Origin of the sequence: Micromonospora chersina, from assembly GCF_900091475.1 — a bacterium.
Taxonomy (GTDB): domain Bacteria; phylum Actinomycetota; class Actinomycetes; order Mycobacteriales; family Micromonosporaceae; genus Micromonospora; species Micromonospora chersina.
The window spans coordinates 4,989,158-5,001,223 of the sequence record NZ_FMIB01000002.1; the positions used below are offsets into that span (position 1 = coordinate 4,989,158).

At 74.9% G+C, this 12,066-nt stretch carries 11 protein-coding genes and 1 pseudogene; 10 read left to right on the forward strand and 2 right to left on the reverse strand.

What is annotated here, in order from left to right:
* Positions 1 to 37: 37 nt before the first annotated feature.
* Positions 38 to 1,084 (reverse strand): glucose 1-dehydrogenase, encoded by a 1,047-nt coding sequence (locus GA0070603_RS23215; protein WP_208862941.1) that lies wholly within the window; start codon positions 1,082 to 1,084, stop codon positions 38 to 40.
* A gap of 114 nt (positions 1,085 to 1,198) precedes the next feature.
* Between GA0070603_RS23215 and GA0070603_RS23220 the strand changes: the two are divergent.
* Positions 1,199 to 1,795 (forward strand): annotated as a pseudogene (locus GA0070603_RS23220) (NADH-quinone oxidoreductase subunit C); the annotation flags it as partial.
* A gap of 134 nt (positions 1,796 to 1,929) precedes the next feature.
* Positions 1,930 to 2,892, forward strand: coding sequence for an NADH-quinone oxidoreductase subunit NuoH (nuoH, locus tag GA0070603_RS23225; protein ID WP_091317810.1), 963 nt, complete (start codon positions 1,930 to 1,932; stop codon positions 2,890 to 2,892).
* 12 nt (positions 2,893 to 2,904) lie between these two features.
* Here the strand turns inward: nuoH and GA0070603_RS23230 are convergent, their stop codons facing one another.
* On the reverse strand, positions 2,905 to 3,954 hold the full coding sequence (locus GA0070603_RS23230) for a glutathione S-transferase family protein (protein WP_091317812.1): 1,050 nt from the start codon (positions 3,952 to 3,954) through the stop codon (positions 2,905 to 2,907).
* 95 nt (positions 3,955 to 4,049) lie between these two features.
* Here GA0070603_RS23230 and GA0070603_RS23235 point away from each other — a divergent pair, with 95 nt between their 5' ends.
* From GA0070603_RS23235 to htpX, 8 genes are all read left to right on the forward strand, one after another.
* Positions 4,050 to 4,472: an ester cyclase gene (locus tag GA0070603_RS23235; protein ID WP_091317815.1), complete on the forward strand. Its 423-nt coding sequence runs from the start codon at positions 4,050 to 4,052 to the stop codon at positions 4,470 to 4,472.
* A 78-nt stretch (positions 4,473 to 4,550) separates the two neighbouring features.
* Entirely contained in the window at positions 4,551 to 5,141 is a 591-nt protein-coding gene (locus GA0070603_RS23240) for a NuoI/complex I 23 kDa subunit family protein (protein ID WP_393199867.1), read from the forward strand.
* Positions 5,138 to 5,740, forward strand: a complete 603-nt coding sequence (locus GA0070603_RS23245) for an NADH-quinone oxidoreductase subunit J family protein (protein ID WP_091317820.1) — start codon at positions 5,138 to 5,140, stop codon at positions 5,738 to 5,740. Before GA0070603_RS23240 ends, GA0070603_RS23245 begins: the two co-directional genes overlap by 4 nt.
* On the forward strand, positions 5,737 to 6,084 hold the full coding sequence (nuoK, locus tag GA0070603_RS23250) for an NADH-quinone oxidoreductase subunit NuoK (protein WP_091317823.1): 348 nt from the start codon (positions 5,737 to 5,739) through the stop codon (positions 6,082 to 6,084). Before GA0070603_RS23245 ends, nuoK begins: the two co-directional genes overlap by 4 nt.
* Complete coding sequence (locus GA0070603_RS23255; RefSeq protein ID WP_091317826.1) at positions 6,081 to 8,006, forward strand: NADH-quinone oxidoreductase subunit 5 family protein; 1,926 nt, start codon at positions 6,081 to 6,083, stop codon at positions 8,004 to 8,006. The genes nuoK and GA0070603_RS23255 overlap by 4 nt, the downstream gene beginning before the upstream one ends.
* The gene (locus tag GA0070603_RS23260; RefSeq protein WP_091317829.1) at positions 8,003 to 9,511 is read left to right on the forward strand and encodes a complex I subunit 4 family protein; all 1,509 of its coding nucleotides are present in this window, start codon (positions 8,003 to 8,005) and stop codon (positions 9,509 to 9,511) included. Before GA0070603_RS23255 ends, GA0070603_RS23260 begins: the two co-directional genes overlap by 4 nt.
* Positions 9,508 to 10,974 carry an NADH-quinone oxidoreductase subunit N gene (locus tag GA0070603_RS23265; RefSeq protein ID WP_091317832.1) on the forward strand — a complete coding sequence of 489 codons (1,467 nt, stop codon included), beginning with the start codon at positions 9,508 to 9,510 and terminating at the stop codon, positions 10,972 to 10,974. The genes GA0070603_RS23260 and GA0070603_RS23265 overlap by 4 nt, the downstream gene beginning before the upstream one ends.
* Before the next feature lie 148 nt (positions 10,975 to 11,122).
* Positions 11,123 to 12,001 (forward strand): zinc metalloprotease HtpX, encoded by an 879-nt coding sequence (htpX, locus tag GA0070603_RS23270; RefSeq protein ID WP_091317834.1) that lies wholly within the window; start codon positions 11,123 to 11,125, stop codon positions 11,999 to 12,001.
* The last annotated feature ends 65 nt before the right edge of the window (positions 12,002 to 12,066 follow it).

The window sequence follows — 12,066 nt, forward strand, 5'->3', positions numbered from 1 at the left end:
TCCGGGGCGGCGGAGCCCGCGCTCGGCCGCCCCGCCCTCAGAGCTCGAAGTCGAGCACCACCTTGATGTCCTCGCCCGTGGAGGCGTACGCGTCGGCGTACGAGGAGACCGGCACCCGGCGGGTGATGAGCGAGTCCAGCCACGCCTGGTCGGCCCGGGCGAGCGCCTGCGCGGCCAGGTCCCAGTGCCGGCGGTTCGCGTTCACCGAGCCGAAGACCACGTTGTTCTCCAGCACGAGGTCCCGGTTGAGCGCCCCCGCGTCGAAGTCGATGGTCCGGCCGCCGCTGGACACCCCGGTGAGGCAGACGACACCGTTCGGCCCGGCCTTGCACATGGCGTCGATCACGACCACGGGCGCGCCGGTGCACTCCACCACCACGTCCGGCGCGAAGTCCAGCTCCGCCACGGTCGTGGTGTGGTACGTCGCGCCGAGCGCCCGGACCAGCTCCGGCTTCGGCCCGGTCTTGTTCCGGTCCAGCACGTGCACCGACAGCCCGCGCTGGATGCCCAGCAGGGCGGCCAGCAGCCCGATCGGCCCGGCGCCGGTGACCAGCACGTTCTGCGGCTGCCACACTGCCCGGCTGCCGATCCGCTCGATGTGGTCCCACGCCTTCGCCACCACGCTTGTCGGCTCCAGCAGCATCCCGACCGGGGCGAGCATCGGGTCCAGGCCGACGGCGAACCTCGGCTGCACCCGCCAGCGGTCCCGGGCGAAGCCGGGGAGGCCCTTGATCCCGTGCTCGGTGTACCGGCCGTTGCGGCACATGTCCCACTCGCCCACGGCACAGTTCGGGCAGGGCACCGGGTCGGGGTGCCGGACGATCCCGGCCACCAGGTCGCCGGGCTGGAGGGTGCCGGTCGGGTCCTCCAGCACCCGGCCCAGCGCCTCGTGCCCGAGCACCAGCCGTTCCTGGCCGGGCGGGGCCTGGCCGTACTCGCCCGCGATGATCTCCTGGTCGGTCCCGCAGATGCCGACCGCCAGGGCCTGGACCAGGATCGCGCCCTCGTCCGTGGGCGGCTCGGGCCAGTCCTCGTCGAGGCGCAGGGAATTGGGGACGCCGGGAGTCACAGTGACAGCGCGCACGGTGTTCATCCTTCCCCGCCCGGGGCCCGCGTGCCCGGCAAAGCGGCGGATCCCGCCCGGGGGAGCGTGGACGGCCCGACACGGCTCCGGGCCGGCGGCCATAGGATCAGCGGCATGACTCCGGAAGAGGTCGGCCGGCGGGTGGTCGCGCTGCTCGCGCCCGTCGAGGCCACCGCGTCGGTCTCCGGCGGTCAGGGGTACGCCCGCGCCACCGTCGACGTACCCCCGGCGAGCTGGCGCGACGCGGTGCGCGCGGCACGCGGCGACGACGAGCTGGGCTGCGACTTCTTCGACTGGCTGTCGGCCGTCGACGAGCTGGCCGAGGGCTTCGACATCGTGGCCCACCTGTGGTCGGTCCGGCACCGGCACGGGCTGCTGCTGCGCACCCGGGTGCCCCGGGAGGCGCCGGTCGTGGCGTCCGTGGTGGACGTCTTCCCCGGCGCGGCCTGGCACGAGCGGGAGACCCACGAGATGTTCGGCATCGGCTTCGAGGGGCACGGCGAGCTGCGGCCGCTGCTGCTGCCGCCGGAGTTCGAGGGCCACCCGCTGCGCAAGGAGTTCGTGCTCGCCTCCCGGGTCGCCAAGCCCTGGCCGGGCGCGAAGGAACCGGGCGAGTCGGAGGCGGGCGGCGGCCGCCGGCCGATCCGGCCGCCGGGCGTGCCGGCGCCGGGGGAGTGGGGCACGACGCCCACGCCGGCCGGCGCGGCCGGGATGGGCGAGGGCCCCCGTGGGGGTACGCCGGCCCGCCCGGCCCGCGAACGCCCGGCCCGCCCCGCACCGGGCGAACGCCCGGCCCGGCCGGCCCGCCCGCAACCGGCCGGCGACGCCGAGGAGGGGGAGGGCTGATGCCGGACTGGTTGGAGCTGGTCCTCCGGGTGGCGGCCGTGCTTGTCGCGTTCCTCACCCTGCCGCTGATCGTGGGCCAGGCCGAGCACAAGGTGATGGCCCACATGCAGGGCCGCCTCGGCCCGATGTACGCGGGCGGCTTCCACGGCTGGGCGCAGCTGGTGGCCGACGGCATCAAGTTCGTGCAGAAGGAGGACGTCACCCCGCGTGAGGCGGACCGGCCGGTGTTCCGGCTGGCCCCCGCGGTGGCCCTGGTGCCCTACCTGCTCGCCCTGCTGGTCATCCCGCTCGGGCCGGGCGACCTGGTGGGGCAGCCGCTGGACATCGGCCTGTTCTTCGTGCTGGCCGTGGTCGGCATCGGTGTGCTGGCGGTGCTCATGTCGGCGTGGGCCTCGGCCAACAAGTACAGCCTGCTCGGCGGGCTGCGCGGGGCGGCCCAGCTGCTCGGCTACGAGCTGCCGCTGGTGCTGGCCGCCGCCTCGGTGGCCATGGCGGCGGGCACGCTCAGCCTGCCCGGCATCGTCGAGGCGTGGCGGCCCTGGTGGCTGATCTGGCAGGCGCCCGCCATGGTGATCTTCTTCGTGGCCGGGCTGGCCGAGATCCGCCGGCCCCCGTTCGACATGCCGGTGGCCGACTCCGAGCTGGTCTTCGGTTACATGACCGAGTACACCGGCCTGCGCTTCGCGTTCTTCCTGCTGGCCGAGTACGTCGGCATCGTGGTGATCGCCGCCCTGACCACCGTGCTGTTCCTGGGCGGCTGGCAGGGCCCGTTCGCCGACGCCCAGCTCGGCTGGCTGTGGACCCTGCTCAAGGTGTTCGCCGTCGCCTTCGTGATCATCTGGCTCCGGGTGAGCTACCCGCGGCTGCGCGAGGACCAGCTCCAGCGCCTCTGCTGGCTGGTGCTGGTCCCGCTGGCCCTGGCCCAGCTCGTGCTGACCGCCGCCGTCCGCCTGGCCATGTGAGGGCGGGCGGGCTCAGTCCGCGTCGCGCAGCGGGGTGTGCTCCGGGTCGACCCGCTCGGCCGGCGGCGCCGGCTGCGGGGGCGTGCCGTCGCCGAACGGGCGGCCGCCGAGCTGCTCCCGGCCGTGCGGGGTGAGCCAGTTCGCCAGGTCCGGGCCGAGCGGCACCACCCCGGTCGGGTTGATGTCCCGGTGCACCTCGTAGTAGTGCCGCTTGATGTGGTCGAAGTCGACGGTGTCGCCGAAGCCCGGAGTCTGGAACAGGTCCCGGGCGTACGCCCAGAGCACCGGCATCTCGGTCAGCTTCTGCCGGTTGCACTTGAAGTGGCCGTGGTAGACCGGGTCGAAGCGGACCAGCGTGGTGAACAGCCGGACGTCCGCCTCGGTGATCGTGTCGCCGACCAGGTAGCGCTGCCCGGTCAGCCGCTCGGTCAACCAGTCCAGCCGGTCGAAGAGCCGGTGGTACGCCTTCTCGTACGCCTCCTGGCTGCCGGCGAAGCCGCACCGGTAGACGCCGTTGTTCACATCCGCGAAGACCACCGCGTTGACCTCGTCGATCTCGTCGCGCAGCCGCTCCGGGTAGAGCTGCGGCGCGCCCGGCCGGTGGTACGCGGTCCACTCCGTCGACAGGTCCAGGCTCATCTGCGCGTAGTCGTTGGTGACCACCTGCCCGGTCGGCACGTCCACGATCGCCGGCACGGTGATGCCCCGCTCGTAGCCGGGGAAGCGCGCGAAGTAGGCGTCGGCCAGCCGCTCGATGCCGAGCACCGGGTCCCGGCCGCCCGGGTCGAGGTCGAAGGTCCAGCTCCGCTTGTCGTGGGTGGGCCCGGCCACCGCCATCGAGATGGCGTCCTCCAGCCCGAGCAGCCGCCGGACGATGATCAGCCGGTTGGCCCAGGGGCAGGCCCGGCTGACCGCCAGCCGGTAGCGGCCCGCCTCCACCGGCCAGCCGCTCGACCCGTCGGCGGTGATCCGCGTGGCGATGTAGCGCTGGTCCCGGGTGAACTCGCCGCCCGGCTCGACGTACTTGCCGCCGGTCCGGTCGAGGATCTCGTCGCCGCCCACGTCGCCTCCCGAAGATGTCTCGTTCCGGTCCCATCATTGTCGCTCCGGCCGCTCCTGGCAGGCCGAGCGCGAAGGGCGAGGGCTAGGCTGCCGCGGTGACCGATGTGGAGGCGGCGGCCCGACGCTTCATCGCGGACGTGTGGAACGCCGGCCGCGAGGAGAGCGCGTACGACCTGATCGCCGAGGACTGCCCGGGGCTGGGCGGGACGGGCCCGGAGGCCACCCTGGCCTGGCACCGGGACCGGCGGGCGTCCTTCCCCGACCTGCGCTACAAGATCGTCGAGGTGGTGGCCGGCGGTGACCGGGTGGCCGTGCACTGGCGGGCCGCCGGCACCCAGGCCGGGCAGTTCGGCCCGGTGCCGCCCACCGGCCGGGTGGTCAGCTACTCCGGGGCGAGCTTCCTCCGCTTCGACGAGACCGGCCGGATCGTCGACGTGTGGAGCGTCAACGAGCTGTTCCAGGTCCTCCAGCAACTCGGCGTGGAGATGCTCCCGCCGCTGCCGGCCACCGGGTCCTGACCCGGCCGGCGGCCGGTCGGCGGGCGATCCGCCGGGTGGTGGTCGCGCGCGCACGGGGCACAGGGCAGGATGGGCGGCATGAGCGAGCGCAGCGGCGTGCCCGGCGAGGGGTTGGTGAAGGGCCTGGCGGTCACGCTGAAGACGATGACCCGCCGCTCGACCACGCAGCAGTACCCGGACGTGGCCCCCGAGTTGCCGCCCCGCTCCCGCGGCGTGATCGCGCTGCTGGAGGAGAACTGCACGGTCTGCATGCTCTGCGCCCGCGAGTGCCCGGACTGGTGCATCTACATCGACTCGCACAAGGAGGAGGTGGCGGTGCCCGGCGCCGCCCGCCCCCGCCAGCGCAACGTGCTCGACAAGTTCGACATCGACTTCTCGCTCTGCATGTACTGCGGCATCTGCATCGAGGTCTGCCCGTTCGACGCGCTCTACTGGACCCCCGAGTTCGAGTACGCCGAGTACGACATCAAGGACCTGCTGCACGACAAGGACCACCTGGGCGAGTGGATGGCCACCGTCCCGCCGCCGCCGGCCCACGACCCGCACGGCGACCCCTCGAAGGAGGAGACCACCGCCGCCCGCAAGGCCGCGGCCCCCGCCGCGCGTCCGGCCCCGACCCGGGCCCGTCCCGAGCCCGGCGCCGAGCAGGGCGGAGGCGCGCCGTCATGACGGGTGCCGACGTGCTGCTGCTCGCCCTCGGCGCGGTGGCGGTGGGCGCGGGCGCGCTGGTGGTGGCCACCCGCCACCTGGTCCGGGCCGGGCTCTGGCTGGTGGTCTGCCTGGGTGCGCTGGCCGGTGACTACCTGGTGCTCGGCGCCGAACTGGTGGCCTGGGTGCAGGTGCTCATCTACGTCGGCGCCGTGGTGGTGCTGCTGCTGTTCGCCGTGATGCTGACCCGGGCCCCGATCGGCCCCTCCGACGACCTCGACCGGCCCGGCTGGCCGGCCGCGCTGATCGGGGCCGGCAGCGGGCTGGGCCTGGCCGTGCTGCTTGTCGACGCGTTCCGCTGGGCGCGCGTCGACATGCCGGCCACGGGCACCGCCGAACGCCTCGGCGAGCAGGTGTTCCGCTCCTGGGTGCTGCCCTTCGAGGTGCTCTCGGTGCTGCTGCTCGCCGCCCTGGTGGGCGCCATCGTGCTCTCCCGCCCCGACATCGGCCGACCCGGCGCGACCCCGGCGGCCGGCCCGGCCCGCCCCGGCGCGCCCGCCGGTCCGGTCGAGCCGGCCCGCCCGGTGGTCGCGGCCGGCGACGAGGGCGGGCGCGCGTGAGACCGGTCATCCCGTACGTCACCGCGGCGCTGCTGTTCGGCCTCGGCGTCTTCGGCGTGCTGCGCCGCCGCAACGCCGTCCTCGTGCTGATGGCCGTCGAGCTGATGCTCAACGCCGTCAACCTGATCCTGGTCACCGCCGACACCACGGTCCGCGCCGCGCTGCCGCACTCCGGCCAGGTCTTCGCGCTCTTCGTGATCGTGCTCGCCGCCGCCGAGATCGGCGTCGGGCTGGCCATCGTGCTGCAGCTCTACCGGCTGCGGGCCAGCGTCACGGTCGACGACGTGCCGCTCACCGAGGCGCCCACCGCTGTCGCCGCCGGCCGGGGCGAGGGGGACAGGTGACCGGACTGCTCGCGGTGGCGCTGCCCGGCGTACCCCTGCTCGCCGGCCTGCTCGGGCTGCTGCTGCCGCCCTCGCCGCGCGGGGCGACCACGGGGGAGGGCCCGGCCCGGCGGGCGGCCATCGCGCTCGGCGTGGCCGGCGCGGCGGTCGCGCTGCTGGCGGCGCTGGCGCTGCTGCTCCGGGTGGACGGGCCGGTCGAGGGCGCCACCGACTGGGTCGACCTGGGCGGGCTGCGGGTCACGCTCGGCTGGCGGCTGGACGGGGTGGCCGTGCTGGTCGCCGTGGCGGTGGCCGCGGTGGCCCTGGCCGTGCAGGTCTACTCGGTCGGCTACCTGCGGCGCGGCCCGCACGACGACGTCGAGGTGGACCACCGCTACCCGCCCTACGCGGCCCAGATCAGCCTCTTCACCGCCGCCATGCTGACCGTCGTGGTCTCCGGCGACCTGATCCTGCTGCTGGTCGGCTGGGAGGTGATGGGCATCTGCTCCTACCTGCTCATCGCCCACGACCGGCGGCTGCCCGAGGCGCCGGCCGCCGCCGTGAAGGCGTTCCTGGTCACCCGGGTGGGTGACGTCGGCTTCCTGCTCGGCATCGCGCTGCTCGGGGTCGGCGCGGGCAGCTTCCGGATCGCCGACGTGCTGGCCCACGACTATCCGACCGGCACGCTCACGGCGGCCTGCCTGCTGCTGCTCGCCGGGGTGGCCGGCAAGAGCGCCCAGTTCCCGCTGCACACCTGGCTGCCGGACGCGATGGCCGGCCCCACCCCGATCTCCGCGCTGATCCACGCGGCCACCATGGTCGCCGCCGGGGTCTACGCGGTGGCCCGGCTCTTCCCGCTCTTCGCGCAGGCACCGGCCGCCCTCGCCGTGCTCGGGGTGATGGCGGCGGTCACCCTGCTGCTCGGCGCGTTCGCGGCCACCGCGCAGGACGACATCAAGCGGGTGCTGGCCTGGTCGACGGTCTCCCAGATCGGCTACATGACCGGCGCGCTCGCCGTCGGCGCCCCCGCGGCGGCCCTGTTCCACCTGCTCACCCACGCCGCGTTCAAGGCGCTGCTGTTCCTCGCGGCCGGCGTGGTCATCCACGCCGTCGGCACCACCCTGATGTCCCGGATGGGTGGCCTGCGCACCGCCATGCCGTTGACCTTCTGGTGCATGCTGATCGGCCTCGGCGCGCTGGCCGGGGTGCCGCCGCTGTCCGGCTTCTGGAGCAAGGACGGCGTGCTCGCCGCCGCGGAGGCCGCCGCCCTGGACGGCGCCGGCCCGGCCCCGGCCTGGGTGGGCTGGCTGGTCTGGCTGGCCGGGCTGCTCGGCGTCGCGGTCACCGCCTGGTACGCGACCCGCCTGCTGCTGCGCACCTTCCTCGGCGCGACCCGGACCCCGCTGGCGCACCCGCACGACCCGCCGGCGGTGCTGCGCTGGCCGGTGCTGCTGCTCGCGGTGCCCGCCGCGCTGCTCGGCCTGGCCGCCTTCGCGCCGTGGTTCGCCGACCGGCTGCGGGTGCCCGCCGACGCCACCGACGAGGCCGTCGAGCTGGTCCACCTCGCGCCGAACCTGGTCCTGCCGTTCCTGCTGCTGCTGGTCGGCGCGGGCGTCGCCTGGGCGGGCTGGCGCCGCGACCCGGCCGCCGACCCGGCGCGCTTCCTGGGTCCGCTGCGGCCGGTCTTCGCCCGGGCGTTCCGGCTCGACGACGTCCAGGACGCCCTCGTCGTACGCCCGACCACCGCCCTGGCCCGGGCCGTGCGCACCGGGGACGAGCTGGGGGTGGACGGCCTCGTGGAGGGCAGCGGCCGGGCCGCGGTCGAGGTGGGCGGCGGGCTGGCCGCGCTGCACCGGGCCGCCCTGCCCCGCGCGGCGGCCGGGGTGCTGGCCGGCGCGCTGCTCATCGGCCTCGCGGTCGCCCTGATCGGAGTGGCCTCATGACGTTCGGGCAGTTCCTGCTGGTCGCGGTCCTCGCGGTGCCCGCGCTGGGCGCGGTCGCGGCCGCCGCCGTCCCCGGTGACCGGGCCGGCCGGCTGGTCGGCACGGCCGCCGCCGCGCTGACCCTGCTCGCCGCCCTGCCGCTGGTCGGCGGCGACCACGGCTGGTTCGGCTACGGCCCACGGCCGGCCGTGCAGCCCTGGCACCGGCTCGACGCGCCCTGGGTGCCCGGCCTCGACCTGCGCTTCCACCTCGGGGTGGACGGCATCTCCTGGCCCCTGGTCGTGCTCACCGCGCTGCTCACCCTGCTCTGCTGCGGCTACACGCTCTGGCGGGTGCCCTCCGGCGGCGGCAGCGGGCGGGCCCTGGTGGCGCTGCTGCTGGTCGTCGAGGTCGGCATCCTGGGCACCTTCCTCGCCCTCGACCTCGTGCTGTTCTTCCTGTTCTTCGAGGTCGTCCTGCTCCCCATGTACGCGATCATCGCCGGCTGGGGGGGCGACGACCGGCGCCGGGCGGCCCGCAAGTTCGCTCTCTACACGCTCTTCGGCTCGGTGCTGCTGCTGGTCGGCGTCTACGTGGTGGTGGCCGCCGCGGGCACCGCCGACCTCGTGACGCTGACCGGGGGCGCCGGGCTGTCCCGGGGCACCCAGCTCGCCGCGTTCACCCTGCTGGCCCTGGCATTCGCCGTGAAGAGCCCGCTCTGGCCGCTGCACTCCTGGCTGCCCGACGCGCACACCCAGGCCCCCACCGTGGGCAGCGTGGTCCTGGCCGGGGTGCTGCTCAAGATGGGCACCTACGGGCTGATCCGGGTGGCCGTCGGCGTGGCCCCCGAGGGCGCCCGCTGGGCCGCCCCGGTGCTCGGGGTGCTCGCCGTCGCGGCGATCCTGGTCGGCGGCCTGGTCTGCCTGGCGCAGGACGAGCTGAAGCGGCTCATCGCATACTCCAGCGTGGGGCACATGGGCTTCGTTCTGCTCGGGGTCGCCACGCTCACCGCCACCGGCCTCCAGGCCGCGCTCATCGGCAACATCGCGCACGGCGTGATCACCGGGTTGCTGTTCTTCCTGGCCGGGGCCGTCAAGGACCGCACCCACACGGGGTCGCTCGACGAGCTGTCCGGGCTGCGGGAGACCGCGCCCCGGCTGGCCGGGCTGCTCGGCTTCGCGGCGGTCGCCTCGCTCGGGCTGCCCGGGCTGGCCGGCTTCTGGGGCGAGGCGTTCGCCGTGGTGGCCGCACTGCGGCGGGGCGGCGGGTTGTGGACCACCCTGGCGGTGCTGGCCGCGCTGGGCGGCGCGCTGACCGCCGCGTACTTCCTGCGGTTGCTGCGCCGGGTCACCCACGGGCGGCCCAGCCCGGCGGTCGCCCCGCTCGCGCCCGGCCTGGCCGGGGCGGAGCTGACCGCCTGGGCGCCGCTGGTGCTGCTCGCCCTCGCCGTCGGCCTGGCCCCGGCACTGGTCCTGTCCTACGCCTCCGGCCCGGTGGGCGCCCTGCTGGGAGTGGTCACCAAATGAGCCTGGTGCAGACCGTGGACAACGTGGCGCTGCTGCCGGCCTACCTGGCCGCCGGCACGGCCGTGCTGGTGCTCCTGGTCGACCTGCTGGCGGCCCGGGCCGCCGCCACGGTGGCCGTGGCCGCCCTCGGCGCGGCGGGCACCGCCCTCGGCGCGGCGCTGGTCGGCGCGGCCGGCGACCGCCGCACCTTCTGCGTCGGCCCGGACTGCTCCTGGCTCTGGACCGGGCGCGCCGCCCTGGTCGCGGTCGTCATCGCGCTGCTCACCCTCGGCGTGCTGGCGCTCTCCGGCCCGCTGCTGCGAGCCCGCCGGGTCCCGGTCGGCGAATACTGCTTCCTGCTGGCCTGCGCGATGACCGGCGGCGTGGTGCTCGGCGCGGCCGGCGACCTGATCACCCTGGTCGTGGCGCTGGAGACGCTCACCCTGCCGCTCTACGTGCTGGTCGGCCTGCGCCGGGGCAGCCTGGCCGGGGCCGAGGCGGCGGTGACCTTCTTCGTGGTCAGCGTGGTGGCCACCACGATCACCCTGCTCGGCGCGGCGCTGCTCTACGCGGTGACCGGCAGCCTGCACCTCGACCGGCTCGGCGCGGTCTTCGGCGTCGCCGGGGAGGGCCTGCTCGACCTGCCGCTGGCCACCGTCGCCGTGGCGCTGGTGGTGGCCGGGCTGGCTTTCAAGGTCGCCGCGGTGCCCTTCCACGCCTGGGCGCCGGCCACCTACGACGGCGCGCCGCTGCCCGTGGCGGCGTACCTGTCGACGGCCTCGAAGCTGGGTGGCGTGGTGGCCCTGCTCGCCGTGGTGCAACGGGCGCTGCCGGCCACCGTGACCGGCCCGGTGCTGGCCCTGCTCGCGGTGCTCACGATGACCGTGGGCAACCTGGTGGCGCTGCGCCAGCGGCGGACGGTCCGGCTGCTCGCCTGGTCGTCGGTGGCCCAGGCCGGCTACATCCTCGCCCCGCTGGGCGCGCTCGCGCTGGCCGGTGGGCGCACCGCCGACGCCCGCGCCGGGGCGTACGCCGCGGCCGTCGCGTACGCCGTCTTCTTCGTGCTGCTGGAGCTGGCCGCGTTCGCCGCGGTGGTGGCGCTACGGCCGGCGGAGGGTGACGGCGGCACCCTGGCCGACCTGCGCGGCGCGGCACGCCGGCACCCGTGGGTGGGTGGCGCGTTCGCGCTCGCCCTCATCGGGCTGGCCGGGCTGCCGCCGGGCCTGGCCGGCCTGTTCGCCAAGGTGACAGTCGTCCGCGCGCTGCTGGCCGGGCACGCCGGCTGGCTGGCCCTCGTGGTGGCGTTGAACGCCGTGGTCGGCCTGGCCTACTACCTGCGCCTGGCCGCCACCCTCTACGCCACGCCCGGCGCGGTCGCGGCCCGCCCGGCCCGGACCGTGGTCGTCGCGCTCGGGGTCGCCACCGCGCTGGCCGTGGTGCTCGGTTTCGCCCCGCAGCTGGTGCTCGACGTGGCGGCCCGCTGACCGGTTCGTGCCCTGCTGGGAGGCTGGCACAGCCCGCGCACAGGAATCCCCAGCCAACTTTCAGCCATGAGCAGGATGGTTGGCGGGTACCGGTGTTGTTGAACCGGTCAGCGGGCCCCGCGCGGGCCCGCGCACCGAAGGAGCGATCGTGCATCACAACCGTCTCAAGACCGCAGCGCTGCTCGGCCTGTTGACCTCGCTGATCCTCGCGGTCGGCTACTGGTTCGGCGGTAGCGGCGGTCTAGTCTTCGCCGTCGTCGTCTCGCTGGTGATGAACGGCGTGACCTACTTCTACTCCGACAAGCTCGCGCTGCGCTCGATGCGGGCGCAACCGGTCAGCGAGGCACAGTTCCCCGAGCTGTACCGGATGGTCCGGGAGCTCTCCACCCAGGCGGGCAAGCCGATGCCCCGGCTGTACGTGAGCCCGACGTACCAGCCCAACGCGTTCGCCACCGGGCGTAACCCGGAGCACGCGGCGGTCTGCGTCACCCAGGGGATCGTCGAGATCCTCGACTACCGGGAACTGCGGGGCGTGATCGGGCACGAGTTGTCCCACGTCTACAACCGGGACATCCTGATCTCCAGCGTGGCGGCCGGCCTGGCCGGCATCATCACCGCGCTGGCGAACATCGCCTGGTTCATCCCGCTGGGCTCCTCCGACGACGAGGACTCCCCGAACCCGGCCGTGCTGCTGCTCACCCTGATCCTCGGCCCGATCGCGGCCACCCTGATCCAGCTGGCGATCAGCCGGAGCCGGGAGTTCCAGGCCGACCAGTCCGGCGCCGAGCTGAGCCGGGACCCGCTGGCCCTGGCCAGCGCCCTGCGCAAGATCCACGCCGGTACGCAGGCCCGCCCGCTGCCGGCGCAGGGTCAGCTCACCAGCACCGCGCACCTGATGATCGACAACCCGTTCAAGCGGGGCGGCGGCATCGCCGCGATGTTCGCCACCCACCCGCCGATGGAGCAGCGGGTGGCCCGGCTGGAGCAGCTGGCCCGCAGCTCCGGGCCGGTGCAGTTCCAGCGCTGACCCGCACCGACCGCCTCCGCCCGCGTCCGTCCGGACGCGGGCGGAGTGGTGTGTCCGGCCGGAGT

What these genes read in the sequence shown, in the direction of transcription:
- GA0070603_RS23265 (WP_091317832.1), top strand. Translation starts at nt 9,508, where the DNA reads ATGAGCCTGGTGCAGACCGTGGACAACGTGGCGCTGCTGCCGGCCTAC.
- GA0070603_RS23245 (WP_091317820.1), top strand. Translation starts at nt 5,138, where the DNA reads ATGACGGGTGCCGACGTGCTGCTGCTCGCCCTCGGCGCGGTGGCGGTG.
- nuoH (WP_091317810.1), top strand. Translation starts at nt 1,930, where the DNA reads ATGCCGGACTGGTTGGAGCTGGTCCTCCGGGTGGCGGCCGTGCTTGTC.
- GA0070603_RS23260 (WP_091317829.1), top strand. Translation starts at nt 8,003, where the DNA reads ATGACGTTCGGGCAGTTCCTGCTGGTCGCGGTCCTCGCGGTGCCCGCG.
- GA0070603_RS23240 (WP_393199867.1), top strand. Translation starts at nt 4,551, where the DNA reads ATGAGCGAGCGCAGCGGCGTGCCCGGCGAGGGGTTGGTGAAGGGCCTG.